This is a genomic window from Nocardioides terrae, assembly GCF_900112345.1.
In the GTDB taxonomy this organism is placed as follows: Bacteria; Actinomycetota; Actinomycetes; order Propionibacteriales; family Nocardioidaceae; genus Nocardioides; species Nocardioides terrae.
Map to the genome: position 1 here is coordinate 331,114 of NZ_FOLB01000002.1, position 26,247 is coordinate 357,360.

Consider the following 26,247-nt stretch of genomic DNA (forward strand, 5'->3'; position numbering starts at 1 on the left):
AGGACGGCCCGTCGACCGTCGGAGCATCGCAGGACTCGCGGCAGCGGCGAGGGGGACGAGGTGACGACGACCCCGGTCGCGGGCCCGTTCCTCCCTCGCCCCCATCTCCTCGACCGGATCGCGCGTGGCGCCCGGTTGACCGTCCTGCGGGCGCCGGCGGGCTTCGGCAAGACCGTGCTCCTGCGCCAGTGGGTCGACCGGGACCTCGACGGCGGGTCGCTCCTGGTGGGCGTCCGTGTACGACCCGGGGAGGGCGACCCGGGCAGCTTCTGGATCTCGATGATGGAGGCGCTCACCGACCGGGGGCTGCCGGAGCCGTCGACCTCACACCTGCGCTCGCCCCAGTCGTCGGCAGCCCGGATCATCAGCGCTGCCGGCCGGCCACTGGTCCTCTACGTCGACGGCTTCGAGAACGTCGCCACCCCAGCGGCCGAGGGGGCCCTGCTCGACCTGGTCCGCCACGTTCCAGACCTACGGCTCGTCGTCGCGACGCGGAGCCACCGCCATTTCGGTGCCCGAGTGACGTCGGGTCTGACGGTCACCGAGCTGACCGGTGAGGACCTGCTGTTCAGCGACCAGGAGACGGCGGCCCTCGCCGAGGTGGTCGACGGCGCGCCGTCGACACCTCCTCACCTGGCCGCTCTCCGGGAGGCGTCGGGAGGCTGGCCGGAGCTCACTCGCGCCATGCTCGAGGCACTGCGGCACGCGCCGGCCGACGGCGCAGAGGTGCCGGGGCTGCTCGAGCAGGTCGCGGCCGAATGGCTGCGCGATCGTCTCCTTCCAAGCGTCGCCGAGCCCGAGGCGATGCGATTCGCCGCCGTCACGGCGCTGCCGGACGAGGTCAACGCCGACCTCGCCGGGTTGCTCACCGCCGACCCTGCGGCCGCTCCCAGGTTCGAGGCCCTCGTCGCCGCTGGAGGGCTGGTCCCCGTCGGCACGCGGGGCGCAGGGTCGATGTACCGCTGGCCGGCGGCGGTGCGCCGGTCCCTCATCGACGACCTGCACCGCCACCAGTCCGAGCACCTGCCCGAGCTGGACCGGCGTCTGGCGCGGTGGTACGCCGACCACGACCGTCCGGCCGAGGCACTCGCGCATGCCGTGAGTGCCGCCGCCTGGCCGCTGGTCGTCGAGATCGTGGACGGCTCCTGGCGGCTGCTGCTCGACTCCCACGGCCGGGCGCTCGAGGAGGCGCTGCTCGCGGTGCCGACCACGGAGATCCTCGGCGACTCCTCCGTCGGCCCGGCACGCGCGCTCCGGGCGCTCGTCCTGGGGATCGACGACCCGGCGTTGAGTGCCGCCATCCTGCCTGCGGAGCCGGACGACCTCGCCCGGCTCGGCGCGACGGACGCCGCGATCACGGCGCTGGGCACCGGGATGGCGGTCCTGTCGGCACTTCGGACACCGCCTCGACTGCCGGAGGCGGTCGTGCTCGCCGAGCGCCTTGCCCAGCTAGCGGCTACCGCCCGCGAGGCCCGCCCGGGCGAGGTCGCCGACCTCTACGGCTCGGTCAGGCTCGAGGTGGGCGAGACGTACCTTGCCGCCGGTGACCTGCGCCGCAGCATCACACACCTCGAGGAGGCGAGCCGTCGCTCGTCGGGCTCCCCAGGTCGGCCCGAGGGCCATGCGGCGGCGCGGCTGGCCCTAGCGCACGCGCTGCACGGTGACGTGCTCGATGCCAGCAGCTGGTTGCAACCCCCGACCGCCGAGCGGGCAACGGATGATCGGACACGGCTCGGTGACCGGCTCGATAGAGGCGTCGCCCGGCTGCTGCTGGCGGTGGACACCCTGGACCTGCCGTCGGCGAGGCGGGCCGAGCGCGAGCTGCGGGGAAGCGCCGTGCCCGGCGCGAGGTGGGGCCACCAGCTCTACGCCCGCGCGCTCCTCGCCGTCCACACCGGAACCTCGGCGGGCGTCCTGCAGCAGATCGACGCAGCTCGGCGCCGGCGGAGCACCGTGTCGGAATCGGCTGCGCCCCTCCTCGCAGCGGTCGAGGCGGAGCTCCTCCTCGCCCTCGGACAGGGCAACCAGGCGCGCGCCGTCCTCCAGGGCGAGCACCGCCGCTCGCCGTCGCTCAAGGTGGCCCGAGCGCGGCTCGCGCTGCTGTCCGGCGATGCCACGACAGCGCTCGCGCTGACCGGCGACGCCGGGTGGGAGCGACGCGCCTGCTACCGACATCGGCAGGAGATGCTCCTCCTGCGGGCTGTGGCCGCGCACCGATCGGGTGAGGCAGCGGCGGCTACGGACGCTCTGCGCGAGGCGGTGCTGGCCGCTCGCACGACGGGCGCGATCCGTCCCTTCTCAACCGTTCCGCGGGCCGACCTGGCAGAGCTGGCCGCGGGCCTCCCGGCTGCGGTCGAGCTCCTCGCCGAGGAGCCTCTAGCAGGCGCCCCGGACGTCTTCGCCCGGCCGATCACCCTCGTCGAGCTGACCCCGCGCGAGCAGGTGGTCCTCGATCGCATCGCGGAGGGCCTGTCGATCCGGCAGGTGGCCGTTGACCTCAGAGTTTCCTACAGCACCGTCCGTACCCAGCAGCGGAGCCTCTACCGCAAGCTCGGCGTCGAGTCCCAGCAGGATGCCGTCGCGCGGGCGCGCGCGGCGGGCCTGATCTCGGGCAGACGCCAGCCGTGACCGATGTGGGCGCCTCGCTGCACTTGGCCGGACGACCGTTGACGCGGTCTCTTGCCACTCTCTCCTAGATGTTCGATCCTGTGCGAACACGACGAAACGGCGGAGCTGGAGGCAACGGGATGCTGGCGGAGCAGCGCCGACGCGCGATCCTGTCTGAGCTGCGTCGCACCGGGGCGGTGAAGGTCGCAGACCTCACCGACCTGCTCGGCGTCTCCGAGATGACCATCCGCCGCGACCTGGAGCAGCTCAGCACCGACGGTCTCGCCGAGAAGGTGCACGGTGGTGCCGTGCTCGGCGGCTCGGCGATCTTCGAGCCGGGGTTCGCCGCGAAGAGCCAGCTCGCCGGGCCGGCCAAGCAGGCGATCGCCGCCGCGGCGACCGCCATGGTCCGGCCCGGCTCCGCGATCGCCCTCAGCGCCGGCACGACGACCTGGGCGATGGCGCGGCTCGTGGCCCACGTCGCCGATCTCACCGTGGTGACCAACTCGCCGAGCGTGGCGGACGCCGTGACGAGTGAGAACCCGCAGGCCACCGTCATCCTCACCGGAGGCGTCCGGACTCCGAGCGACGCGCTCGTCGGTCCGATCGCCGACCGTACGATCGCCGGCCTGCACGTCGACCAGCTCTTCCTCGGAGTCCACGGCGCCGACCTCCACGAAGGCCTGACGACTCCCAACCTCGCCGAGGCGATGACCAACAAGGCGCTCATCGCCGCGGCGCGCGAGGTGGTCGTCGTGGCGGACAGCTCCAAGTGGGGCGTCGTGGGCTTCGCAGACATCGGCCCCCTGTCGCTGGCCGGCACCTTCGTCACGGACTCGGCGCTGCCTCGCCGCGCGGTCGCCGAGCTGCGCGAGCACGTCGACTCGGTGGTCGTCGCCGGCGCCTGACGAGGGCCCCGGATTGGGCATTGACAGTGACGCAGGCCACACGCTTGACTTCCTGGGACTTTATGAGCGGTTTCGTTCGACTCTGTTCGACCAGGGAGGCTTGCCAATGCCGTCAGCACCAGAGCTCGCGTTCACCCGCCGATCACTCCTGCAGGGGAGTCTCGCCGCACTCGCACTCGGCGGCAGCGCCGGCGCGCTGGCCGGTTGCGGCAGCAGCGACTCCTCCTCGGGCGGCGGGGGGAAGACCGTATCGATCGGCTCCAACTACTCCGACGCCGGCGTGAAGTCGGCGTTCGCAGCGGTGGTGGCCGACTTCAACAAGTCCTCCGGCCTGTCCGCCAAGGTGAACACCGTCGACCACAACACCTTCCAGAACAAGATCCAGACCTACCTCCAGGGCACCCCGGACGACGTCTTCTCCTGGTTCGCCGGCTACCGCATGAAGTTCTTCGCGGCCCAGGGCCTGGCCTCCCCGATCGACGACGTCTGGGACAAGATCGGCGACAGCTTCCCCGACTCGATCAAGAACGCCGCGAAGGCGGACGACGGCCACTACTACTTCGTGCCGCTCTACAACTACCCGTGGGTGATGAACTACCGCCAGAGCGTGTTCGACGAGCACGGCTACTCGGTCCCGGCCACGTGGGACGACCTGATGGCGCTCTGCCAGAAGATGAAGTCCGACGGCCTGACGCCGATCTCCTTCGCCGACAAGGACGGCTGGCCCGCGATGGGCACCTTCGACATCCTCAACATGAGGATCAACGGCTACCAGTTTCACGTCGACCTGATGGCCCACGACGAGTCGTGGACCGACCCCAAGGTGGTCAAGGTCTTCGATACCTGGAAGGAGCTGTTCCCCTACTACAGCAGCGGGCCCAACGGCCTGACGTGGGAGGAGGGCGCCCAAGACCTCCAGAACAAGAAGGCCGGGATGATGTTCCAGGGCGCCGGCCAGGTGGGGCAGCAGTTCTCCAAGGAGAACCTCGCCGACCTGCAGTTCTTCCCGTTCCCGGAGATCGACAGCGCCTACCCGATCGACAGCGGCATCGACGCGCCCATCGACGGGTTCATGATGTCGAAGAAGCCGAAGAACAAGGCCGGCGCGACCAAGTTCCTCGAGTACCTCGGCACGGCGAAGGCCGAGGCGGCGTACCTCGCCTCGGACCCGACCGACGTCGGCACCGCGAGCGACTACGACCAGAGCAGCTACAACCAGCTGCAGAAGGACTCGGCCGACATCATCTCCAAGACCAAGAACATCGCCCAGTTCCTCGACCGCGACACCAGGCCGGACTTCGCCTACCCCGTGGTTCAGAACGCCTTGCAGCAGTTCATCAACGACAAGGACAGCGCGGCCGCGGCCAAGTCGCTGGAGGACCAGGCGAAGACGATCTTCGTGTGAGCGCTTTGACACGGCTGCGCGACCCCAGGACCGACGAAGCAGCGACCCCGGCGGCGCCCTCCCGGCGCCGCCGCGGTCCTGTCCGGCTGAGCCGGCGCGACATCGCCGTCGTGACGGCGATGGTGGCCATCCCGCTGGTGGTCGACCTGGTCTTCATCTGGGGGCCCGCCCTGGCCACCATCGTGCTGTCCTTCACCGACGCCACCGGCGCGGCCCCGATCCACTGGGTGGGGACGAAGAACTACCACACCCTCGCCGAGGTCGACCCGTCGTTCTGGCCCGCGGTGCGGCACAACGCGATCTGGCTGGGCGTCTTCATCCTCATCGCCACCCCGCTCGGCATGCTCTTCGCGGTCCTGCTCGACCGCGGTCTGCAGGGCAGCCGGATCTACCAGAGCGTGATCTTCCTGCCCGTCATGCTGTCGCTGGCCCTCATCGGCATCATCTGGCAGGTCATCTACACGACCAACGGCGGTCTGCTCAACACGCTGCTCGGGCACGGCGACGGAGGCGGCGTCGACTTCCTGGGCGACCCCTCGATCAACCTCTGGGCCGTCCTGGTCGAGGCGACCTGGCGGCAGGCGGGCTACGTGATGATCCTCTACCTGTCGGGGCTCAAGGCCGTCGATCTGGCGCTGAAGGAGTCGGCGGCCCTCGACGGGGCCAACGGCTGGCAGACGTTCCGGTACGTCGTCTTCCCGGTGCTGCGCCCGGTCAACGTCGTCATCCTGGTCGTCACCGTCATCGAGTCGCTGCGCGCCTTCGACCTGGTCTACATCACCAACCAGGGCGGCATCGGGCTGCAGCTGATCTCGGCGATGATCACCCAGCAGATCACCGGTCCCGGCAACCGGATCGGCTACGGCTCGGCGCTCGGCGTGGTGCTGCTGCTGATCTCGCTGGTCCCGATCGTGGCCTTCCTCGTGCAGCAGTTCCGGAAGGAGGACGAGTCGTGACGCCGCGACGCTCGATCATCTCCGAGGTCTTCCTGATCCTCGTGGCGGCCCTCTGGATCCTCCCGGTCCTCTGGTCGGTGTACCTCGCCTTCCGGCCACTGGAGGAGACCAACAAGTACGGCTACGTCTCCTGGCCGCGGTCGCTCACCCTGCAGAACTTCCGCGACGCCTGGACCCAGGGCAGCGTGCTGCACTACTTCGTCAACTCGCTGTGGATCACGATCCCGGCCGTCGTGCTCACGCTGCTGCTGTCGTCGGCCCTGGCCTTCGTCATCGCCCGGCTGCGGTACCGGTGGACGCTGCCCCTGCTGCTGGTCTTCACGGCCGGCAACCTCCTGCCCCAGCAGGTCTTCCTCGCGCCGCTCTTCAAGATCTACAACTCCGTCGGCCTGCCGACCTGGCTCGCCGACTCCGGGAAGCTCTACGACTCGACGTTCGGGCTCGTCGTCATCAACGTCGCCTTCCAGCTGGGGTTCTGCGTCTTCGTGCTGGCCAACTTCATGAAGACCGTGCCGGCCTCGATCCAGGAGGCCGCCATCGTCGACGGGGCCGGCATCTGGACGCAGTACTGGCGGATCACCCTGCCGCTGTGCCGACCCGCGCTCGCCGCGATGGCGACGCTGCTCACCATCTGGATCTACAACGACTTCTTCTGGGCGCTCGCACTGATCTCGACGGGCGACAAGTATCCGATCACGACCGCCCTGAACGACCTCAAGGGCCAGTACGCCGTCGACAACAACCTGCTCGCCGCCGGGGCCCTGATCGTCGCCGCGCCGACGCTCGTCGTCTACCTGGTGCTGCAGCGGCACTTCATCGCCGGCCTGACGCTGGGCAGCACCAAGGAGTAGCTCAGCGTGCGGGCAGGCGCACCATGAACCGGCAGCCGGACGGAACGGGAGCCCCGACGTTCTCGACGCGTACGTCGCCCTGGTGGGCCTCGACGATCCCCTTGACGATGGCCAGTCCGAGCCCGGCCCCGCGGAGGTCATCGCCGACCGCGTGCACGTGCGCCGCCGCCTGGTCGCGCCACCCGACGTCGAAGACCCGGGCGATCGGGTCCGCTGACAGTCCGCCGCACTCGTCGCGGACGGCGAGCTCGATGCCGCTCGGCGTCGAACGGCCCAGCACCTCGACCGATCCGTCGGCAGGTGTGTGCCGGATCGCGTTCATGATCAGGTTGGTGGTGACGCGGGCGAGTCCTCCGGCGTCGCCGGTGACCTCGACGCCCTCTTCCACCCGACCGTCCAGCCTCACACCGCAGGCGCGGGCGACAGGGTCCGCGGCGGCGATCGCCTCGCTGACCAGGTCACCGAGCATCACCGCCTCCGGTCGGATCTGGACGACGCCCGCGTGGATGCGCGAGAGCTCGAAGAGGTCGTCGACCATCCTGACCATGCGGTCCACCTCGGTCCGGATCTGCCGGTGGTAGCGGGCCGGGTCGGTGGCGATGCCGTCCTCGAGCGCCTCGGTCATGGCTCGCATGCCGGCGAGCGGCGTGCGGAGGTCGTGGGAGACCCACGAGACGAGCTCGCGCCTGGAGCCCTCCAGCCGCGCCTCGCGGATCCTCGCCTGCTCGAGTCGTTCACTCGTCCGGGCCAGCTCCTCCGACAGGGCCTGCAGCTCGCTCGGACCGCGCGGATCGGCCACGTAGGACCCGTGGGCGTCGAGCGCGCGGGCGCCCCGACGCAACGCCTCCGACCACTGGGAGATGGCGGCGCCGAGCGCGAGTGCCACCACGAGAGCGACGCCGCCGGCCACGACGGCGACGAGACTGACCACCTCCCAGTCGTGGTGGGAGATGAACATCTTGTGGGACACCCCGAGGACGCCGCCCAGCACGGCACCGATGGTGACGACCACGACGATGCCCAGCTGCCAGCGGATGGAGCGGTGGCGCAGCAGCCACGCGGCGAGCAGTCCGACGGCTCCGACGGCGACCGCAGCAGCGGCGGCCATCGTGACGATCTGCACCTGGTCGCTGGTCACGATCCCCCCTTCCAGAGGTAGCCGACGCCCCACACGGTCAACAGCCGCTCGGGCCTGGTCGGGTCGGGCTCCACCTTCTCGCGCAGCCGGCGGACGTGCACGGTCACGGTCGACTGGTCGCCGATCGACCAGCCCCACACCTGCCGCAGCAGGTCGTCGCGCGAAAAGGCGATGTCCGGACGGGCCAGCAGGAAACGGAGCAGGTCGAACTCGCGCACCGTCAGGGCCAGCGGTTCGCCGCCTCGGTACGCCGTCCGAGCGGCCTCGTCGACGACGAGATCGCGGTCGACGATGCGGCGGTTCGCCGGCGGCGCGCCCGAGCGACGCAGGACGGAGTCGACGCGGAGCGCGAGCTCGCGCGGGCTGAACGGCTTGGTGACGTAGTCGTCGGCACCGACCTCGAGCCCCATCACCCGGTCGGTCTCCTCCCCGAGCGCGGTCAGCATCACGACGGGGGTGTCGGCGACCTCCCGGATCCGACGACAGACCTCGAGACCGTCGATGCCGGGCAGCATCAGGTCCAGCACGACCAGATCCACCGGCGCGTCGCGCACCGCCCGGAGCGCGGCCTCGCCGTTGTCCACATCCACCACGTCGTGCTGGTGGGCGCGCAGGTAGGAGACCACGACCTCGCGCACCGTGCGGTCGTCGTCGACCACGAGAACCCGGGCCATTCTCACCTCCGCCTTCGTCGTGAGCCTACGAGCGTGGCGAGGCCGACGACCGCGGCCGTGAGCGCGACGAGGCCCAGGTAACCCGCCACGTAGTCCCGGTCGAGCAGGGTCGGGTTGTCGGCGCGGGCCCCGAACCGCCCGAGGACCGGGATGGCGAGCAGCGTCACCGATCCGAGGACCACGAGTCCGGCGGCGACGGGCGCGCGGGCCGGACCCGGAAGCAGCCGTGACGCCGCCAGGCCGACCGCCACCGTGACGAGCGCGAGCACGCCGTCGTGCAGGACGACGCCGGCGGCCAGCCACACGAGTGCGTTGCCGAGGTCGTGCCCGCGGGTGAGTAGCAGCCAGCCGCCGTAGAACGCGAGGGCCGTGCCGAGGAGCCCGAGGCACCATCGGGTCGTGCTCACGTGCGCACCTCGATCCGGCTGACCCACTTGGTCTGCAGCACGCCCGGGCGGTCGGGCGCGACCACCCGTGCGGGGAAGCCGTGGTCCAGCGACAGCGGCTCGCCGTCCAGCGAGAGCGCGAGCAGGGTGCGCGGGTCGTCGGCGAAGTTCCCGTGCAGCACGGTCGTCCGGTAGGGACCTGTGCCCTGCAGCGAGGTGACGAGCACATCGGTGCCGGCGGGTACGCCGACCAGGTCGAGGAGGTCCCGCACCCGCACCCCGCCCCAGCGACCCGACGCGCTCCATCCCTCGACGCAGGCGATGGGCAGCTCCTCGACGTGCTGCGGCAGTGTGAGCAGGTCCGCGCGGGTGATGGCCTTCGTGCGCCGTCCGTTGACGAGGACGAGCCGGTAGTCGGGGTGGGTGGCGGCTGCGACGACGCGCGCGGCTGCGGCCGACTTGTTGATCGGGACGCCACCGGGACCGGACCCGGAGCGGACGCCGAGGACCGAAACGCGGCGAAGCAGCGGGACGGTGCTCCCGGCGGTCACGACGACGGCCCCGATCGAGCCCACCCAGGTCGCCCTCAGCAGACCGCGGCGCGTGAGAGCCCCCGGCTCGGTCGCGGACGGCCGGTCGTGGTCGGTGGCCTCGACGTCGACTCCCAGGACGTCACGGATCACCGGCAGCTTGACCGCGACGTGCACCAGCAGAGCGCCCACGGCGAGCCAGGACACGGCGTAGTGCGCGGAGCGGAAGGAGAAGGTCCAGGGGTACCACTGTGCGGCGTTCGCCAGCCCGGTCGCGAGCTGGAAGACGGCGGCCGCGACCAGCACGAGGATCGACCCGCGCTCGAGGGCGTCCAGCAGCAGCGGCCGGAGCCTCCGCTCCGGCCGCCGGAACAGCCGCGGGTAGACCGTCCAGAGCTTGACGAGCAGGAGGGGGACGGCCGCTGATCCCGTGCTCACGTGCAGGCCCTGGGTGACGCGGTAACCCCAGACCGGGCTGGCCGGGAACGGCAGCGGGTGGTCGGCGTTCTGGGCGTAGTGGCTGATCAGACCGGTGACGAAGCAGATCAGGAAGCACATACCGAGCCACAGCCCGACCCGGGCGGTGACCGCTGCGCTCCGCAGGCGCGAGGTGAAGTCCGACTCGGCGGGCAGCTTCACGTGACCGCCCCCTCCAGGACGACCGCCCAGCGCGCGCCGACGTGGATCCGGTCGACGATGGCCAGGCCGATCCGGCCGGCGAGCGCCTCGACCGCGTCGATGCCCACCACCGACCAGCGGATCACGTGCTGCTGGGCCTGCCAGTGCAGCGTGGCCGAGCCGTCGTGGTGGGTGGTCCCGGGCGGGGCGACCTCGGCGACGATGCGGCCACGGGGGTCGAGCACCTCTCGCAGTCGCGTCAGCAGGGCGGCCGGGTCACCGCCGATGCCGATGTTGCCGTCAGCGAGCAGCGCCGTCTCCCAGCGTCCCTCGCCGGGGATGGGCTCGAAGACGTCGCGCCGGAGCGCGGCACCTCCACGCCCGCGGGTCCTGCCGACGGCGCCGCGGATGACGTCGATGCCGAGCACGACGTGGCCCCGTTCGGCCAATGCCTCGGTGAGACGTCCGGGGCCGCAACCGACGTCGAGCGTCGGCCCGACGCAGAGCGCGAGGAGGGCGTGGTCCTCGGGGTCGGCCGGACGGTCCCAACCCTCGAGCCGGAGGTGGGCATGGGGCGGGCGCAGGCTCATGGTGCGACCTCCCGCCAGGCCCTGGGGAAGTGGCCGTCCGTCAGTCCGGTGACGACCGCGCGGGCGTCGGCGAGATCGTCGACGTCGCGCAGCGTCACCGCCACACCGACCTGCAGGCCCGCGTCCACGAGCGCCGCCCGGGTGCGCTGGTACGTGGTCGTGGTGGACATCGGGACGCCGCTGAGCGCCCGCGCGTCGCGTGCGCTTCGAAGCGCGAGGATCCACCAGCCGCCGTCCTCGGCCGGGCCCAGGACCGCCCCGTGACGATCGAGCTGCTCGGCGACATCCCCCAGGAGCTCCGGTGTCAGCTGCGGGGTGTCCATGCCGACCTGGAGGACCGCACCGTCGCCCGGGAGATCGAGGTGCGCGTTGACCAGTCGCTCGGCGAACCCCGCCCCGCGCTGACGGGTGGTGGTCCAGCCGGCGGTGGCGCGCGCCAGCTCGTCCCCGCGGACGCCGTCGGCCGGGTCGCCGTGCAGCGCCAGATGACACGCGTCCGACCCGAAGGCCTGACTGCAGGCCGTCACGGTGTCCAGGAGAGAAGCCGCCGCGACGGCGGCCGCGGCAGCGTCGCCGATGTCGACCGCGAGCCGGGTCTTGACCCGCCCCGGGACCGTTGCCTTCGCGAGGACGAGCGCGCGCGGCGCCGTCATGCGAGGACCCCCCAGAAGTCGCGTGCCGCACGGACGGTGCCGACCACCGAGCCCGAGACCTTCGACCGGGTACCGACGGCCCGCGCGCGGTACGCCACGTCGTGCTCGCTGATCCGCCAGCCGGCGAGTGTCGCCTTCTGCAAGAGCTCGACCGGATACCCGAACCGACGATCGGCGACGTCGAGGTCGAGGAGCGCGTCACGGCGACAGATCCGGACGGGGGCGATGTCGTGGACGGCCAGTCCGATGCGACGTCGCAGCCAGCAGAGGATGAGCGCGTTGCCGGCTCGTGCGTGCCACGGCCACACGCCACGCCCGACCGGCCGACGCCGGCCGAGCGCGAGGTCGGAGCGGCCGTGCCGGACCTCAGCGAGCAGCGGCAGCAGGTCGGCGGGGTCGAAGGAGTCGTCGCCGTCCATGAACGCCACGTAGGGCCGCGTGGCGGCCAGCAGCCCGGCGTGCACGGCGGACCCGTAGCCGGGGCGCGGCTCGGTGACGACGTGGGCGCCGAGCCGGCGTGCGGTCGTCGCGGTGTCGTCGGTGGAGCCGTTGTCGGCGACGATGACAGCGAACTCGGGCGGCACCTGCGGGAGCAGGCGCCGCAGCGCGGCAGCCTCGTCGCGGCAGGGCAGGACGAGGTCGCAGACGGGCTCCATGGTTCGACGCTAGGTGCCGCGACACCCGTCGAGGCGCGCCGGTTCTTACAGGTCGGTGACGTTCCGCCGGATCGCTCGGACCGGGCGGCGAGCGCCCTAGGGTCGTGGCATGCAGAGCCGGGACCGCGCCGCGTGGTGGGGCCTCGCCGGAGTGGTCGTGCTGATCGCCCTTGCGTTCGCCGTTCCCCGGGTGCTCGGCTGGGAGGTGTGGCCACGCGCGCCCCGTAGCGCCTCGCCGAGGGAGATCCCGCCGCTGCACGGTCTGTGGCAGCCCCACTGGTGGGGCCCGGGGACGTTACCGGCGTTGCTCCTCGCCGTCCTCGGCGTCCGGTCCGGTGCGAGCCTGGCTCACCGGCTGTCCTGGCGCGGCCTGCTCGCCGCTTGCTACGTCGGAGGTGTGGCCTGGCTGTTGGCCCTGGCGTTCGTGGACGGCAGCGCCGGGATCTCTCGCGCGCTAGGCGATCACTACGAGTACCTGCGCTCGGCCAGGGCGGTCACCGACGTCTCAGGCCTGCTGCACAGCTACGTCGACCGCATCCCGATCGACGCCTCGGACGCGTGGCCCACGCACCCGGCCGGCCACCCGCCGCTCGCCCTGCTCCTCTTCGTCGGCCTGGTCCGGGTCGGGCTGGGCGGGTCGTTCGCGGCGGGCCTCGTGGTGACCCTGGTGGCGGCGACGACCGCACCCGCCGTGGTCGTCACCCTCCGTGCCCTCGGCGCCGAGCGGGCCGCCCGTACGGCCGTCCCGTTCCTGGTCCTCACCCCGGCCGCCGTGTTCATGGCGGTCTCCGCGGACGCCGTGTTCGCCGCCGTCGTCGCTTGGGGACTGGCCTGCCTCGCGCTCAGCGCGACGGCGACGACGCGGCGTCGCGTGCTCGCCTGGGCGGTCCTCGCCGGCCTGCTCCTCGGAGCCGCGGTGATGATGTCCTACGGCTTGCCCCTGGTCGGGCTCGTCGCGATCGCGATCCTGGCGGCGGCGCGGTCCTGGCGCCCGTTCCTGGTCGCAGCGGCGGCTGCGCTCCTCGTGGTCCTCCGGTTCGCGGCTGCCGGCTTCGCCTGGTGGGAGGCCTATCCGGTGCTGCAGCGGCGCTACTGGGACGGGATCGCCGCCGACCGACCCGGCTCCTACTGGATGTGGGGCAACCTGGCAGCGCTCCTGGTCTGCGCCGGGCCGCTGGTGGGCGTCGGGCTCGTGCAGGCCTGCGTGGTCCCGCGACGCGCCGACCGGGTCGTCGTACTGCTCGTCGCGGCCGCGGCCGCCTGCGTGCTCCTCGCCGACCTGTCCCAGATGAGCAGGGCGGAGGTGGAACGGATCTGGCTGCCGTTCGTGCCGTGGCTGACCCTGTCGATCGTCCTGCTGCCCGAGCGCTGGCGGCACTGGGGCCTGCTCGCGCAGGCCGTCTGGGCGCTGCTGGTCCAGCAGCTCCTCTACACGACCTGGTGATCAGTCCCGCAGGGGCGCGGTCGCGAACGCCGGCAGCCCGACCTCGGGCGCGATCTGCGCCGTGAACCCGAGGGCCACCCGGGCGCGCTCGGGCGAGGCCACGACGTGGCGGACGTCGCCGAGGCGGTAGCCGCCGGTCACCTCGGGGTCGAGGCCGGTCCCGGAGCCGACGAGCCGCGCGACGTCGAGGATGCTGACCGGCCGGCCGGAGCAGACGTTGAAGGCCTCGAACCCGCCGCGCTCCCGCGTCGCGACCGCCTCCAGCGCCGCGAGGTTGGCCCGCGCGACGTCGTCGACGTGCACGAAGTCGCGCATCTGTCCGCCGTCCTCGAAGACCTGCGGTCGCTGCCCGCGCTCGAGGGAGGAGCGGAACATCGCCGCGACTCCCGAGTAGGGCGTGTCGCGAGGCATGCCCGGGCCGTAGACGTTGTGGTAGCGCAGCGCCACGGCTGCGGCGTCGGCCTGGCGGACCCACGCGGACGCGTAGTGCTCCTGCGCGACCTTGCTCGCGGCGTAGGACGACCGAGGATCCAGTCGTGCCGACTCCTCCACCAGCGTCCAGGCGAGCTGGTCGCCGCAGTGCGGGCAGTGGTTGTCGAAGTTGCCGGCATCGAGGTCGGCGCGGTCGCGCGCAGGCGGGACCTGCTCGCCGTGGGAGGCGCACGCATAGCGGCCCTCGCCGTAGACGACCATCGAGGAGGCGAGCACGAGCCGGTGGACGCCCGCCTCGTGCATGGCGGCCAGCAGGGCCGCCGTACCCAGGTCGTTGTGTGAGGCGTAGTCGGGCAGGTCCGCGACACGTGCGCCGGCGCCGACGACCGCGGCCTGGTGGCACACCGCGTCGACGCCGTCCAGCACAGCAACCCACCCGCCTGCCTCACGCACGTCGAGACGATGGGTCCCCTCGGGCGCCTTCGTCGCACCGTGCGCCTGCGGCAGCATGAGATCGACCCGGACGACGGCGTGGCCCGCCGCCTCGAGTGCTCGGCCGATCGCCGTACCGATGAAGCCGGCCGAGCCGGTCAGCAGGACCCTCACGGCACCTCGTAGGTGAGGGCGATGCCGTCGGCCCAGGTCGAGCAGGCGCAGCCGTCCGGGTCGGGCAGTCGGGAGATCGCACGGGAGAGCAGGCCGGAGAGCCTGTCGAGGTTGGCTCGGAAGAGCTGGAAGACCTCCTCCTGGCTCACCCCGTCGCCGGCCTCGGCGCCGGCGTCCATGTCCGTCACGAGCGCGATCGCGGCGTAGCACATGCGCATCTCCCGGGCGAGCGCTGCTTCGGGTGCTCCGGTCATGTTGATGAGCGACCAGCCCTCGCCGGCAAAGTGCCGCGACTCCGCCCGCGTCGAGAACCGCGGACCCTCGATGACGACCATGGCGCCTCCCGCCTTCACGTCCTCGCCCGCCGCGACGGCGGCCGAGACCCCCGCGCAGTAGGGATCGGAGAACGGCAGGTGGATCGCGCCCTGCTCGACATAGGACGGGGTGCGGCGGTAAGTGCGGTCGACCAGCTGGTCGGGGACGACGACGTCGCCGGGCGCGACGGTGTCGCCCAGACCACCGACAGCGCATGGAGCGAGGACCTGACGCACGCCCAGCGAACGCAGTGCCCACAGGTTGGCCCGATAGGGGATCGCATGGGGCGGGAACTCGTGCTGGCGTCCGTGGCGCGGCAGGAACGCGACCCGGCGGCCGCCGACCTCACCGACAGCGATCGGCGCCGAAGGAGCGCCGTACGGGGTGTCCACCGTGCGCTCGTCGTAGTCCGCGAGGAAGGAGTAGAACCCCGTGCCGCCGATGACCGCCACGTCCGCGATGCTCATGAGCACACCCTCTCAGCAGGGCACACGGCCACGTCGCAGGGACGCGTCTCAAGGTCACGCCACGGCGGCGCGAGAGCACTCCCGGTCAGTAGTACCAGGGGTATGGACTCCAGTCCGGCTCCCGCTTCTCCAGGAACTGGTCCCGCCCCTCCTGGGCCTCGTCGGTCATGTAGGCCAGCCGGGTGGTCTCGCCAGCGAAGAGCTGCTGGCCGACCAGGCCGTCGTCGAGCAGGTTGAAGGAGTACTTCAGCATGCGCTGGGCGGTCGGGCTCTTGCCGTTGATCGCGCGGCCCCACTCCAGCGCGACCTTCTCGAGCTGCGCGTGGTCGACCACGCGGTTGACGGCGCCCATGCGGTGCATCGTCTCGGCGTCGTACTCCTCGGCGAGGAAGAAGATCTCGCGGGCGAACTTCTGGCCGACCTGGCGGGCGAGGTAGGCCGAGCCGTAGCCGCCGTCGAAGGAGCCGACGTCGGCGTCGGTCTGCTTGAAGCGCGCGTGCTCGCGGGAGGCGAGGGTGAGGTCGCAGACGACGTGCAGGCTGTGCCCGCCGCCGGCCGCCCAGCCCGGTACGACGCAGACGACGACCTTCGGCATGAAGCGGATCAGCCGCTGGCACTCGAGGATGTGCAGCCGGGCGAGCCTGGCCTTGTCGATGACCGACGGCTCCTCGGCCCCGGTGTCGCCGGCACCGATCGTCTTGTCCTCGTACTGGTAGCCGGCCCGGCCGCGGATCCGCTGGTCGCCGCCGGTGCAGAACGCCCACTTGCCGTTCTTCGCGCTCGGGCCGTTGCCGGTGAGGATGACGCACCCGACATCGGCGGACGTGCGCGCGTGCTCGAGCGTGCGCAGCAGCTCGTCGACCGTGTGCGGCCGGAAGGCGTTGAGGACGTCGGGCCGGTCGAACGCGATCCGGACCGTGCCGTGCTCCTTCGCGCGGTGGTAGGTGAGATCGGTGAGGTCGTCGAAGCCCGGGACGGAATCCCAGTCGGCCGGGTCGAAGATCTCGGAGACTCCCTCGATGGCGCTCATGGGCTGTGAGGCTATCCCCGACGGAATATGCTGGCCGGATCGGGCACTGAAACAGGTATGACCGATCTTCTCGAAGGCGAGTACCAGCCCAGCACGCAGCAGTGGGTCCGCGACAACGTCGAGCTCTACGAGTCGACGGGCGGCAAGGAGGGCTGGTACCTCCGCGGCCGCAAGGACTGGCCGGTCGTCGTCATCACCTCGGTCGGCGCCAAGTCCGGCAAGCTTCGCAAGAACCCCGTGATGCGCGTCGAGCACGACGGCGCCTACCTCGCCGTCGCCTCCAAGGGCGGCGCGCCGGAGCACCCCGTCTGGTACCGCAACTTCCTGGTCAACCCCGTCGTCCAGCTCCAGGACGGTCCGGAGCCCGCGCTCTACCGGGCCCGGCTGATCGAGGACCAGGCCGAGTACGACGAGTGGTGGCAGCGCGCGGTCGAGGTCTACGAGCCGTACGCCGACTACAAGCCCAAGGCCGAGGCCGCCGGTCGGACGATCCCGCTCTTCGTGCTCGAGCCGGTCGACTGACGTTCGCCGGCCCGGCCGTCAGGGCCGGGCGATGGAGGCGGCGAGGCTGACCAGGTGACCGAGCCGGGCGAGCTCGGAGTCGAGGAACTCCGGGCCTCCGCGCCGACCCATCACAACGATCTCGTTGCCGTCGATCCGCGCGCCGGCGTACAGGCTCTCGTCGTCGGGGTCCTCGCCCTCCACGTCGAGGCGGCAGGCGTGCTCGATGTCGGTGAACGGGAGGTCGGTCGGCGCCGACTCGGTCGCCGCGATCAGGCCGTTGACCCGGTGGATGCGCACCGCCCAGTCGGCCCGGAAGGTCTGCGGCAGCACCTCGACCAGACGGGTGAGCGCCTCGTCCGGAACCTCGGTGAGGTCCTCGACCGCCTCGAGGTCGAGGAAGAGGTTGCCGCCTGCGGCGTAGCGGCCGATCCAGATGACCCGCACCCCGTCGAGCGCGTTGCACGCCGACACGATGGAGTCGGGCATCGTGCCCGGCGCCGTCTCTAGGAGGACGTCGTCGACCGCGTGGCCGCTATGGGTCTTCTCGACGATCTCGATCGCCTCGATGTCTCCACCGGCCTCACCGATCGCACTGGCGAGGCGACCCAGGGACCCCGGGACGTCGGGCAGCTCGACACGCAGAAGGTAAGGCACCCGAAGACACTAGCGGGCGATCGTTGCGGGGACACTTCGCCGTCGTGTCGTGAGCGGAGCACCGGCCAGGGCGGCGGTGTCGACGCTAGGAGCCCACGATGTGCGCGTCCGGGCCGGGATAGACCAGCCCCTCGTGGCCGTCGGTCCAGCGCACCACGTAGGGCGGCTCGCCGTGCTCGCCCCGCACCTCCATCACCTCACCCTCGCGGCGGCCCTCACCGACGGTGTGGCCCTCGATCAACAGGTGGTCACCCACGTTCGCGTGCATGGCGTCCTCCTCGTCTCGCGCGGACGTCTCCACTCTGCGCCGCCTCAGGGGGTGGCGTCCAGGGGCTCTGACCCGGCCGGCGGGACGCTCGGAGAGCCGTCGGCGAGCCTCTGCCGCAGACCGGTCGCGCGCAGCGCCCGACGGCCGATCGCGGCACGCACCGACGCGGGCGTGCCGACCACCCGGACGCGCTCCTGCGCTCGGGTGACGGCGGTGTAGAACAGCTCCAGGGTCAGCAGCGGCGAGTCCTCCGGCGGCAGCAGCACGGTCACGACGCGCGCCTGGCTGCCCTGGCTCTTGTGCACGGTCATCGCGTGGAGGGTCTCGACGTCACCGAGCCGGGACGGCGCGAAGGTCCTGAGCTGCGCGCCCGGGACGAACGCGGTCAGCGTCTCGCCGGTCTGGACGGTGACACCCGTGTCGCCGTTGAAGACGTCGAGGCCGTAGTCGTTGGCGGTGATGAGGATCGGCCGTCCGGCGTACCACTCCTGGCCCCAGGCTGCGCCGACCCGGACGCCGGTGGCCTCGCCCAGCCAGCGCTCGACCTGGCGGTTCCAGTGCGCGGCGCCCCACGGCCCTTCGCGGTGGGCGCAGAGCAGGCGGTGGGCGTCGGCCGCGGCGACCGCGCCCGCCGCGTCACCGGTGAGTGCGGCGTCGCGCACTGTCGTCGCGTGGTGGGTGAGGTCGGCCTGCAGGGCTGCCATCGCGTCGGCGTCGCCGGGGTCGACGAGCTCCAGGGCGGGGTCGCCCGCGGTGAGGAGGCCGAGGACGAGGTCGGCGTCCTCGTCGCGCAGCGCGGCGGCCAGCCCCCCGATCGCCTCGCCGAACCGGTGTGTCGTCTGCAGCCCGGCCACGGTGGCCGGCGCCCGCACGGCGAGGCCCGTCACGAGGTCGGAGAGGAGGGCGCCCGCCTCGACCGAGGCGAGCTGGTCGGGGTCGCCGACGAGGACGAGCCGGGCGTCGGGCCGCACCGCCTCGATCAGCCTCGCCATCATCGTGAGCGAGACCATGGAGGTCTCGTCGACCACGATGACGTCGTGCGGCAGCTTGTTGCCGCGGTGGTGCTTGAAGCGTGTCGAGGAGCCGGGCCGCCAGCCGAGCAGGCGGTGCAGCGTGCTCGCCTGCGGCCGGCCGAGTCGCTGCCGGTCGTCGTCGCTGAAACGGTCCGCCCGTTGCGCGTCCTCGACCGCCTCCTGCAGCCGCGCCGCCGCCTTGCCGGTCGGCGCGGTCAGCGCGATGCGCAACGGTCGATCGCTCTGCCCGGCGACGAGAGCCAGCAGGCCCGCGACGGTCGTGGTCTTGCCGGTGCCGGGGCCGCCGGTCAGGACGGTCGTCCACTGGCGCGCCGCCGCGAGCGCGGCGGCCCGCTGCTCGGCGTACCCCTCACCCGGGAAGAGCCGCTCGGCCGCCTCCGCCAGTGCCGGGTCGTCGATCGCCGGCGGGGCGGCCGCGAGCCGGGCGAGCAGGTCGTCGCGGACCTGACCCTCCTCGCGGTGGTAGCGGTCGAGGTAGAGGAGTCCACGGTCGACCTGGACCACCGACCCGGCCACGAGGGGGCTGGCGGAGACGCGGTCGAGCCAGCCGTCCACGGTCGGCCAGGGCAGCGTGGCGTCCTGGGCCGGAAGGGCGGAGAGGTCGACGCAGACCGAGCCGAGCCGGGCGGCGCGGACGGCGAGCGCGACGGCGAGGCGTACGTCGTCCGCGGACTCTCCGACGAGCTCCGCCGTCCGGGTGGCGACGTGCACGTCGGCGGCGGTCAGCGCCCCGGCTCGGTTGAAGTCACGCAGCAGCCCGGTCGCGCCCAGGGCCAGCCGGGCGTCGCGCGGGTCGTCGGACTCCCACCGCTCGATCATCGGCCGTCCAGCCTCTCGGACAGGGCGACGACGAGCGACGCCGGCGGCTGCCAGGCGAACACCCCGGTCGGGTGCCCGTCGAGGAGCGGGGTGTCGGGTCCGAGCATCCCGCGGACGTAGAGGTAGAGCACCCCGCCGAGGTGGGTCGCCGGGTCGTAGGCGGGCAGGCGCCAGCGCAGGAACCGGTGGACGACGACGGCGTAGAGCATCGCCTGCAGCGGGTAGTGCGAGTGCAGCATCGCCGCGGCGAGCCGGTCCGGCGCGTAGTCCGCCGCCGTCTGCTCACCGAGCAGGTTGGTCTTGTAGTCGACGACGACGAACCGCCCCGACGGCAGCCTGAGCACGACGTCGACCGACCCGGAGAGGTAGCCCCGCAGGGCCTGGTCGCCGAGCGTCCGGCCCCACGAGCCGGAGCCGTCGAGCCGGTCGGCGTAGGGCCGGAGCGGGTCGTCGGCCGGCAGGTGCTCGCGCATCAGGCCGGCCAGGTCGCGCAGCAGCACCTCGGTGCCGGACCCGCCCAGGTCGCCGCCCGCGAGCGGGAACTCGAAGTCGAGCTCGCGGAGCCGGTCGCGCAGCGGGACCTGCGACAGCGTCAGCCCGTCGGCCAGCGGCCCGAGCGGCGTGTGGTTGAGCGGGAGCAGGCCGTCGGCGAGCTCGTCGACCGTCCCTTCGACGGGCCACCAGCGCAGCTGCTCGGCCACGTGCCCGCGCAGCTCCTCGCGGAGGTCCGGCGCCTCGGGGTCGGCGTGCTCGAGGACGGCGTGGACGAGCGACCCGAAGGTCGCGCCGGCCGGGAGGCCGGCCATCGGGGAGAGGAGGTCTCGAGACGGTTGCTGTGCAACCTCCTCGACCAGCGACGGCGCCGCCTCCGCCACCTCGTCGTCCTCCTTGGCGCCCACCTCGGGCTCGGAGCCGACATGGTCGACCGGCGCGGACTCCTCGATCCGGATGAGGCCGGAGTAGGACGTGCGGCGCCAGGCAGTGTCGACCGGCCTGTCGAAGTGACGGGCGGCGAGCGTGCCGATCGGCTTGGGTTCCGGGGCCGGAACGGGCGGCGCGACCTCGGCGAGCTCGTGGGCCGGACCGCCGAGGCCCTCGATGAGACCCAGGACGCGGGCGGCGTCATCGTCGTCGCGGACGTCGACGCGGTCGGGCACCTCCGGGTCGCCCGGCCGGCGGCCGAAGAGCAGCCGGTGCAGCGCGCCCGTGGGCGTGTTGGTCGTCGGCGCCCACCACGCGACGACCTGCGACTGGGCGCGGGTGAGGGCGACGTAGAGCTCGCGCAGCTCCTCGCCGAGCTCCTCCGTCTGGTGCTGGGCGACGTGGTCGGGCCAGCGACTTCCGCTGCCCGCGACGTCGAGGGTGCGCCGGCCGTCGTCGTGGAAGCGTGCGACGGAGACGTCGAAGGAGAAGTACTGGTAGCCGAAGGGCAGGTAGACGATCGGGTACTCCAGCCCCTTGCTGCCGTGCACGGTGACGATCTGGACCGCCGCAGCGTCGGAGTCGAGGCGACGCGGGCGCTCGTTGGCCGCCGTACGCCGGCGCTCGTCCCGGAACCAGCCGAGCAGGGCGGTCAGGCCGAGGCCGTCGCGCAGGGAGACCTCGTGGAGCAGCTGGCCGAGGTGCCGGACGTCGGTCAGCAGCCGCTCGCCGCCCTCCTCGGCGAGCACCCGGCTGGTCAGGTCGCGCTCCTCGGCCGCCTCGACCAGCGCAGCGACGCCACGGCCCCGGAGCAGCAGCGCCCAGCCCCGGAGCCGGTCGGCGATCTCGGCGGTCAGGTCCTCGCCGCCCTCGTCGATCTCGGCGGCGGTGCGGCCGAAGAAGCAGGTGAGCGCCGCGGCGCGGACCAGGCCGGACCGGTGAGGGGACTCCAACGCCTCGAGCAGCGTCAGCCAGGCGTCGCCGGCGGGGGTCTGGAAGACGTCGCCGCCGCCGGACATGACGGCGGGGATCCCTCGGGCGGCCAGCACCCGCTGGACGAGCTGGCCCTCGGCACGGGTGGCGACGATGACGGCGACCTGGCCGGCGCGAACCGGCTCGCCGCACCAGGTGGCACCGGACGCGAGCAGCAGGGCGATGTCGCCGGCGCAGTCGTCGGCGACGAAGCTGCGGGCGTCCTTCGCCGACATCAGCCCGGCTCTCGTCAGGCGGAAGCCGTCGCGCCGGACCTGCCGCAGCCGGAAGGGGGCGGGGTGTGGCACGCCGGCCAGGCGGGTGGCGCCGTGGTGCGCCTGCACCGGGTGCACCACGATCGCCGGGTCGCCCAGCGCGGCGCCCTCGAGGGTGACCTGGAGTCGTCGGAGGAGCGCCTCGTCGGTGCGCCAGTTGGTGCCGAGCGTCGCCCGGTCGGCTGCGGTGCGCGCCGCATCGAGGTAGGTGACCACGTCACCGCCGCGGAAGCCGTAGATGGCCTGCTTCGGGTCGCCGATCAGGACCACGGTGGCGTGGCCGCTGAAGGCCCGGTCGAGGACCTGCCACTGCACCGGGTCGGTGTCCTGGAACTCGTCGACGAGCACGATCCGCCACCGCTGGCGCATCCGCGCACGGGCCGGTGCGTCGTCGTCCTCCAGCGCGGTCGCCAGCCGGCTGAGCAGGTCGTCGTAGGAGAGAACGCCCAGCCGACGCTTGCGACGCTCGACCTGCGCACGCACGGCGGCGGCGAAGGCGGTCCGGGCGGTGCCGCGCAGGTCCTCCGGGTCGGCCGCGGCCAGCTCGGCCTGCGGGTCCTCGATCGCGGTGCGCGCCAGGGCGAGCGCGGTGTCACGGTCGAACGGCGGCGGGTTCCGGTCGCCGCCGTAGGTCGCGAGGTAGACGTCGTCGACCACCTCGACCACGAGCTCGTCGAGGGACTCGACGAGCTCGGCACCCGCGTCGGTGTCACCCGCGACGCCCAGCGAGCGGAGCACGATCCGGCAGAACTGGTGGGTCGTCGCGATCGTCGCCGAGTCGAAGGCGGCCAGCGCGTCGGTGAGGCGACGGTGCATCGCCACCCGGTCGGCGCCCTCGCGGAGCAGGTGGGTGAGAAGGGTGTTGGCCGGGTCGGCGGTCGAGGGGTCGGCCAGCGCCCGCTGGGCCTGGACCAGCTGGCCGCGCACCCGCTCCCGCAGCTCCTGGCTCGCCGCGCGCCCGAACGTGATGACCAGCAGCTCGTCGAGGTCGGCGACGCCTTCGGCGACGTAGCGGGTCACGAGCGCGCCCACCGTGAACGTCTTGCCCGTCCCCGCGCTCGCCTCGAGCAGCGTGGTCCCCGTCGGCAGCGGACCGCAGACGTCGAAGGATCCGATCCGGCCCGTCATCAGAAGCTCCCCTGCTCGGCGACCAGCAGCGGGCTCCACAGCCGCATCGCCAGCGCCCCGAAGCGGGTGCTCTCGCCCGGGTGTCCCTCACCGTCGTCCGGCGACTCGGCGAGGCCCGGGACGCCGGCCCCCACACCCCATGCGCGCACCTGCTCGGGGTCGGACTGCTCCCCCGGGAAGCGCCCATCGTCCCAGTCCCAGCCGACCTTGCGCAGCGCCTCGTCGACGGTGGCGCCGGTCCGCCGCTGCCGGGCGTAGGCGAACGACGACTTGAGCGGCAGCGGCAACGGCGCGGTCAGGCCGCGCTCGCGCAGGGCGACGAGGTCGAGCAGCGCGGCACGCGCGGTGTGGTCGAGCGGCCCGAGCTGGGAGAGCGAGTGGGCCGAGCGCGACCGGCTGTTGGTGGGCCGGCCGAGCGTGAACGCGGTCCAGGCGCAGTCCTCGTCTGAGGCGGCGAGGGCGAGCAGCCGGATCCAGGACTGCAGCCGGTGGGTGGCCCCGAGACGGCTGTAGGAGACGGGCACCAGCCGGTCGCCGTAGATTTCCGGGACGGTGCCGCGCAGCCGCCGTCCGTCGCCGAGGTCGACGTCCACGTCGACGGACGTGGCCGGCCGGGTGCGCAGGGCGAGCGCCTCGCGGGCGAGCGGCTCGGCCCTGCTGATGATCTCGGAGAGCAGCCGCCAGCCCAGCTGGCCCGGGGGCAGCTGCGCGCGACGCCACTCCTGCTGGCGCACCTGGTCGGAAGGAAGTCCGCGGAGCAGGTCGTGGAGCACACGGTCACCGACCGCCCACTGCTCCAGGCTGTCGATCTCCACGGGCAGACCGTCGTCGAGGGGCCGGTCGTCGTGCGGCAGGGCCAGGTCGAGGCGCTGCCGGAAGAAGCCCTTCACGGGGCTCTTGTAGAACTCGAGCAGGTCGTCGAGCGAGACGTCAGGCGAGGCGCCGTCGGCGGTCGGCGGTGGCGGCAGCGGGCCGACCAGCAAAGGTGGTGCGGGCGTGCGCTCGCCGAGCGCGGCGCGCGCACCCGCCAGGGCGGCCCGGTCGAAGCTGAACGGCGCCCCCGGGACGAGGGCGCCCGGCTCGAGGTTGCGCAGGTCGAACGGCTGCAGCGGGTGGCGCACCGTCACGGTCTCCGAGACCCGGCCTCCGTCGGCCGTGGTCGCGGTGAGGTCGAGCGCGTCGAGCAGCTCGCCGAGGGGTACGGCGGGCGGGCGGCGCTGCCCGGAGAACTCGTTGGCTCCGGTGTAGGTCACGACCAGCGTCTCGGTCGCGGCCGTGATCGCGTCGAGGAAGAGCTGGCGGTCCTCGGTCCGGGCGTCCCGCTCTCCGGTGAGCGGCGTGCGGGCCAGCAGGTCGTCGCCGTCGACGGAGCCGACCCGCGGGAAGACGCCGTCGTCGAGGCCGAGCAGCGCGACGACGCGGTGGGGCACCGAGCGCATCGGCACCATCGTGCAGACCGTCAGCGTGCCCGTGCGGAAGTTGGCGCGGGTGGGGCGACCCGCCAGCCGGTCGGCGAGCATCGCGCGCACGTCGGGCAGCCGCAGCTCCCCGACCGGCGTACTGCTCGAGGCCTGGCGCACCCGACCCAGCTCCCGGGAGACCTGGCCGCTCTGCCAGGAGTCTCCGAGCGACACGCTGGTCAGCGCCGCCACACCCTCCTCCAGCGCGTCGAGCCACTCCTCGAGCGGGCGCGCGCCGACGAGGCGGTCGGTGACCTCGCGCAGACGCTCGACGAACTCGCTGAGGCGTCCGACCAGCTCGATGTCGCCGCTGCCGACGTCATCGAGGGGGAGGGTCCGGTCGAGCCACGCCTGCGCGTCGTCGGACATCGCAACCCCCGACAGCAACCGGTCGAGGCCGAACTCCCAGGTGTTGGCGACGTAGTCCTGCAGCCCGAAGTCCGCACGATGCTCCGCGTCGAACGCCCAGCGGATGCCCGCCTCCCGGGCCCAGTCGGCGAGCTGGTCGAGGTCGTCGTCACGGAAGCCGAAGCGACGACGCACCGGCTCGCTGTGGGCCAGGTCGAGGACCTCGCCCACGCCAGCGCGCCCGCCGGCCAGGTCGAGCAGCCGCGCGCCGACGGCGAGCAGGGGGTTGGTGCTGTCGAGCGCGCGGTCGGCGAGCCGGACCCGCAGCCGGTGGGCGGGGTGACCATCGTCACCGACGACCTCGGCCAGCCCGAAGCCGGCGGCGATCAGCGGCGCGTAGGTCTCGACGTCGGGGCACATCACCAGCACGTCGCGCGGCTCGAGGGTCGGGTCGTCGGCCAGCAGGCCGAGCAGCACCTCGCGCAGGACCTCGACCTGCCGGGCCGGACCGTGGCAGGCGTGCACCTGCACGCTGCGGTCGTCAGCGCGAAGGATGCGGCTGGCAGCCAGGTCGATGGCGTTGGCCCGCAGGTCGGCCTGCAGCCACCCGAGCAGGCCGTCCGGGGTCGGCGGCTCGGCGGGCACCGCCTCGTCGGCGAACGCGACGGCGCCCAGGGTCCGCTGCAGCTCGCGCACGTCGCGGCCGAGGGTCGCGAGCAGCGGGTGCCCGACGAGGTCGTGGGACCGGTCGTCATCGCGGGGCACCGCCCCCGCGGTGGCCAGCGGCCGCAGCGCCTGCCAGAGCGCGTCGGAGGGGTGCGGCGACCACAGGTGCACGTCGCGGTGCTCGGCGACTGCACCGAGGAGCGCGACCTCGGTGCAGGGCAGGCGGGTGTGGCCGAAGAGGGAGAGCCGGTCCGGCAGGTCGAAACCGGCGGGATCGGTGCGCAGCCGGTCGAGCGTCTCCACCTGCCGCTCGTGCGGGGCCCGCGCGTCGACGCGCTCGGCCAGGCGCCGCCAGAGCGGTGGCTGCCAGGCGAGGTCATCAGGGACCGGCCGGCCGCAGCCGTCGGTGTCGCGCCCGGCTGCCCAGTCGGCGACGACGCCGGGCCGCTGGACGGCGTAGGACGAGAAGAGTCGGGCGAGGCGGCGGGCCACCGAGAACCGCCGTCCGCGGCGCAGGTCGCCCTCCTCGCCGTCGAGACCGTGGCCGACGTGACGGGCCAGGGTGGCCGCCCACGGCTCGTCGAGGCACTCGTCGATCGCCGCGAGCAGGGGCCAGACCAGGACGTCAGGCGCCCACGGGTCCTCCTCACGGGTGCCGCTGACCTCTGCGAACAGTGACCACGGCGAGCGGAAGTCGACGCCGGCACAGACACCGTCACCGCGGCCGGGCGCGGCGCCGAGTCGGTGGGAGAGGCGCTGGGAGAGCCACCGCTCCACGCCCTTGGCGGGCACCACGACGACGTCGGTCGCGAAGGGGTCGTCCGGTGGCACCGCCAGCAGCTCGCCGAGGGCGTCGGCGAGCTGGTCGGTCCGCGGTGCGCGGTGCAGGTGGAGCGCCATTGCGTCGCAACCTACCGAGCCCCGCCGACACT

Annotated in this window: 22 protein-coding genes; 7 read left to right on the forward strand and 15 right to left on the reverse strand. The window is 72.7% G+C overall.

The genetic code is table 11. The features are described 5' to 3' along the window. Positions 1–60: 60 nt before the first annotated feature. From BM236_RS04350 to BM236_RS04370, 5 genes are all read left to right on the forward strand, one after another. Complete coding sequence (locus BM236_RS04350; protein ID WP_091120607.1) at positions 61–2,628, forward strand: LuxR C-terminal-related transcriptional regulator; 2,568 nt, start codon at positions 61–63, stop codon at positions 2,626–2,628. Positions 2,629–2,747: 119 nt separating this feature from the next. Next, complete coding sequence (locus BM236_RS04355; RefSeq protein WP_091120609.1) at positions 2,748–3,515, forward strand: DeoR/GlpR family DNA-binding transcription regulator; 768 nt, start codon at positions 2,748–2,750, stop codon at positions 3,513–3,515. Positions 3,516–3,621: 106 nt separating this feature from the next. Beyond that, positions 3,622–4,920: an ABC transporter substrate-binding protein gene (locus BM236_RS04360; protein WP_091120611.1), complete on the forward strand. Its 1,299-nt coding sequence runs from the start codon at positions 3,622–3,624 to the stop codon at positions 4,918–4,920. Beyond that, a complete protein-coding gene (locus tag BM236_RS04365; protein WP_217645227.1) occupies positions 4,917–5,876 on the forward strand; it encodes a carbohydrate ABC transporter permease in 960 nt (319 codons plus the stop codon). The genes BM236_RS04360 and BM236_RS04365 overlap by 4 nt, the downstream gene beginning before the upstream one ends. Further along, positions 5,873–6,727, forward strand: coding sequence for a carbohydrate ABC transporter permease (locus tag BM236_RS04370; RefSeq protein ID WP_091120613.1), 855 nt, complete (start codon positions 5,873–5,875; stop codon positions 6,725–6,727). Before BM236_RS04365 ends, BM236_RS04370 begins: the two co-directional genes overlap by 4 nt. Position 6,728: 1 nt before the next feature. On the opposite strand, the gene BM236_RS04375 is transcribed toward BM236_RS04370, so the two are convergent. From BM236_RS04375 to BM236_RS04405, 7 genes are read right to left on the reverse strand one after another with little or no spacing between them, the layout of a single operon-like run. Beyond that, on the reverse strand, positions 6,729–7,865 hold the full coding sequence (locus tag BM236_RS04375; protein ID WP_245750124.1) for a sensor histidine kinase: 1,137 nt from the start codon (positions 7,863–7,865) through the stop codon (positions 6,729–6,731). Beyond that, a complete protein-coding gene (locus tag BM236_RS04380) occupies positions 7,862–8,539 on the reverse strand; it encodes a response regulator transcription factor (RefSeq protein ID WP_091120615.1) in 678 nt (225 codons plus the stop codon). The genes BM236_RS04375 and BM236_RS04380 overlap by 4 nt, the downstream gene beginning before the upstream one ends. Positions 8,540–8,541: 2 nt before the next feature. After that, entirely contained in the window at positions 8,542–8,946 is a 405-nt protein-coding gene (locus tag BM236_RS04385) for a hypothetical protein (protein WP_091120617.1), read from the reverse strand. Further along, on the reverse strand, positions 8,943–10,094 hold the full coding sequence (locus BM236_RS04390; RefSeq protein WP_245750125.1) for a molybdopterin-dependent oxidoreductase: 1,152 nt from the start codon (positions 10,092–10,094) through the stop codon (positions 8,943–8,945). The genes BM236_RS04385 and BM236_RS04390 overlap by 4 nt, the downstream gene beginning before the upstream one ends. After that, positions 10,091–10,663 (reverse strand): methyltransferase domain-containing protein, encoded by a 573-nt coding sequence (locus BM236_RS04395; protein ID WP_091120620.1) that lies wholly within the window; start codon positions 10,661–10,663, stop codon positions 10,091–10,093. Before BM236_RS04395 ends, BM236_RS04390 begins: the two co-directional genes overlap by 4 nt. Next, positions 10,660–11,316: a TIGR04282 family arsenosugar biosynthesis glycosyltransferase gene (locus BM236_RS04400; protein ID WP_091120623.1), complete on the reverse strand. Its 657-nt coding sequence runs from the start codon at positions 11,314–11,316 to the stop codon at positions 10,660–10,662. The genes BM236_RS04395 and BM236_RS04400 overlap by 4 nt, the downstream gene beginning before the upstream one ends. Further along, a complete protein-coding gene (locus tag BM236_RS04405; protein ID WP_091120625.1) occupies positions 11,313–11,972 on the reverse strand; it encodes a glycosyltransferase family 2 protein in 660 nt (219 codons plus the stop codon). Before BM236_RS04405 ends, BM236_RS04400 begins: the two co-directional genes overlap by 4 nt. A gap of 109 nt (positions 11,973–12,081) precedes the next feature. On the opposite strand from BM236_RS04405, the gene BM236_RS04410 reads away from it, so the two are divergent. After that, positions 12,082–13,416: a hypothetical protein gene (locus tag BM236_RS04410; protein WP_091120627.1), complete on the forward strand. Its 1,335-nt coding sequence runs from the start codon at positions 12,082–12,084 to the stop codon at positions 13,414–13,416. Here BM236_RS04410 and BM236_RS04415 read toward each other — a convergent pair whose 3' ends face one another. The 3 genes from BM236_RS04415 to BM236_RS04425 form a co-directional block, all read right to left on the reverse strand. Next, entirely contained in the window at positions 13,417–14,454 is a 1,038-nt protein-coding gene (locus BM236_RS04415; protein WP_091120629.1) for an NAD-dependent epimerase/dehydratase family protein, read from the reverse strand. It lies immediately after the preceding gene. Then, a complete protein-coding gene (locus tag BM236_RS04420; RefSeq protein ID WP_091120844.1) occupies positions 14,451–15,236 on the reverse strand; it encodes an S-methyl-5'-thioadenosine phosphorylase in 786 nt (261 codons plus the stop codon). The genes BM236_RS04415 and BM236_RS04420 overlap by 4 nt, the downstream gene beginning before the upstream one ends. A gap of 85 nt (positions 15,237–15,321) precedes the next feature. Further along, entirely contained in the window at positions 15,322–16,266 is a 945-nt protein-coding gene (locus tag BM236_RS04425; protein ID WP_091120631.1) for a 1,4-dihydroxy-2-naphthoyl-CoA synthase, read from the reverse strand. A 57-nt stretch (positions 16,267–16,323) separates the two neighbouring features. On the opposite strand from BM236_RS04425, the gene BM236_RS04430 reads away from it, so the two are divergent. Beyond that, positions 16,324–16,788, forward strand: a complete 465-nt coding sequence (locus BM236_RS04430) for a nitroreductase family deazaflavin-dependent oxidoreductase (RefSeq protein ID WP_091120633.1) — start codon at positions 16,324–16,326, stop codon at positions 16,786–16,788. Between the two features lie 18 nt (positions 16,789–16,806). On the opposite strand, the gene BM236_RS04435 is transcribed toward BM236_RS04430, so the two are convergent. The 5 genes from BM236_RS04435 to recC form a co-directional block, all read right to left on the reverse strand. Further along, a complete protein-coding gene (locus BM236_RS04435) occupies positions 16,807–17,424 on the reverse strand; it encodes an ACT domain-containing protein (RefSeq protein WP_091120635.1) in 618 nt (205 codons plus the stop codon). 85 nt (positions 17,425–17,509) lie between these two features. Next, complete coding sequence (locus BM236_RS04440) at positions 17,510–17,692, reverse strand: DUF1918 domain-containing protein (protein ID WP_091120847.1); 183 nt, start codon at positions 17,690–17,692, stop codon at positions 17,510–17,512. A 44-nt stretch (positions 17,693–17,736) separates the two neighbouring features. Next, entirely contained in the window at positions 17,737–19,545 is a 1,809-nt protein-coding gene (gene recD, locus BM236_RS04445; protein WP_091120637.1) for an exodeoxyribonuclease V subunit alpha, read from the reverse strand. After that, entirely contained in the window at positions 19,542–22,841 is a 3,300-nt protein-coding gene (locus tag BM236_RS04450) for a UvrD-helicase domain-containing protein (protein WP_091120639.1), read from the reverse strand. Before BM236_RS04450 ends, recD begins: the two co-directional genes overlap by 4 nt. Continuing rightward, positions 22,841–26,215 (reverse strand): exodeoxyribonuclease V subunit gamma, encoded by a 3,375-nt coding sequence (gene recC, locus BM236_RS04455; protein ID WP_091120640.1) that lies wholly within the window; start codon positions 26,213–26,215, stop codon positions 22,841–22,843. Before recC ends, BM236_RS04450 begins: the two co-directional genes overlap by 1 nt. Positions 26,216–26,247 lie beyond the last annotated feature (32 nt).

Bases quoted from the DNA above. Each gene is read 5' to 3' on its own strand.
- BM236_RS04355 (WP_091120609.1), top strand. From the start codon at position 2,748: ATGCTGGCGGAGCAGCGCCGACGCGCGATCCTGTCTGAGCTGCGTCGC.
- BM236_RS04360 (WP_091120611.1), top strand. From the start codon at position 3,622: ATGCCGTCAGCACCAGAGCTCGCGTTCACCCGCCGATCACTCCTGCAG.
- BM236_RS04380 (WP_091120615.1), bottom strand. From the start codon at position 8,539: ATGGCCCGGGTTCTCGTGGTCGACGACGACCGCACGGTGCGCGAGGTC.
- BM236_RS04395 (WP_091120620.1), bottom strand. From the start codon at position 10,663: ATGAGCCTGCGCCCGCCCCATGCCCACCTCCGGCTCGAGGGTTGGGAC.
- BM236_RS04400 (WP_091120623.1), bottom strand. From the start codon at position 11,316: ATGACGGCGCCGCGCGCGCTCGTCCTCGCGAAGGCAACGGTCCCGGGG.
- BM236_RS04405 (WP_091120625.1), bottom strand. From the start codon at position 11,972: ATGGAGCCCGTCTGCGACCTCGTCCTGCCCTGCCGCGACGAGGCTGCC.
- BM236_RS04410 (WP_091120627.1), top strand. From the start codon at position 12,082: ATGCAGAGCCGGGACCGCGCCGCGTGGTGGGGCCTCGCCGGAGTGGTC.
- BM236_RS04420 (WP_091120844.1), bottom strand. From the start codon at position 15,236: ATGAGCATCGCGGACGTGGCGGTCATCGGCGGCACGGGGTTCTACTCC.
- BM236_RS04425 (WP_091120631.1), bottom strand. From the start codon at position 16,266: ATGAGCGCCATCGAGGGAGTCTCCGAGATCTTCGACCCGGCCGACTGG.
- BM236_RS04430 (WP_091120633.1), top strand. From the start codon at position 16,324: ATGACCGATCTTCTCGAAGGCGAGTACCAGCCCAGCACGCAGCAGTGG.
- BM236_RS04440 (WP_091120847.1), bottom strand. From the start codon at position 17,692: ATGCACGCGAACGTGGGTGACCACCTGTTGATCGAGGGCCACACCGTC.
- recD (WP_091120637.1), bottom strand. From the start codon at position 19,545: ATGATCGAGCGGTGGGAGTCCGACGACCCGCGCGACGCCCGGCTGGCC.
- BM236_RS04450 (WP_091120639.1), bottom strand. From the start codon at position 22,841: ATGACGGGCCGGATCGGATCCTTCGACGTCTGCGGTCCGCTGCCGACG.
- recC (WP_091120640.1), bottom strand. From the start codon at position 26,215: ATGGCGCTCCACCTGCACCGCGCACCGCGGACCGACCAGCTCGCCGAC.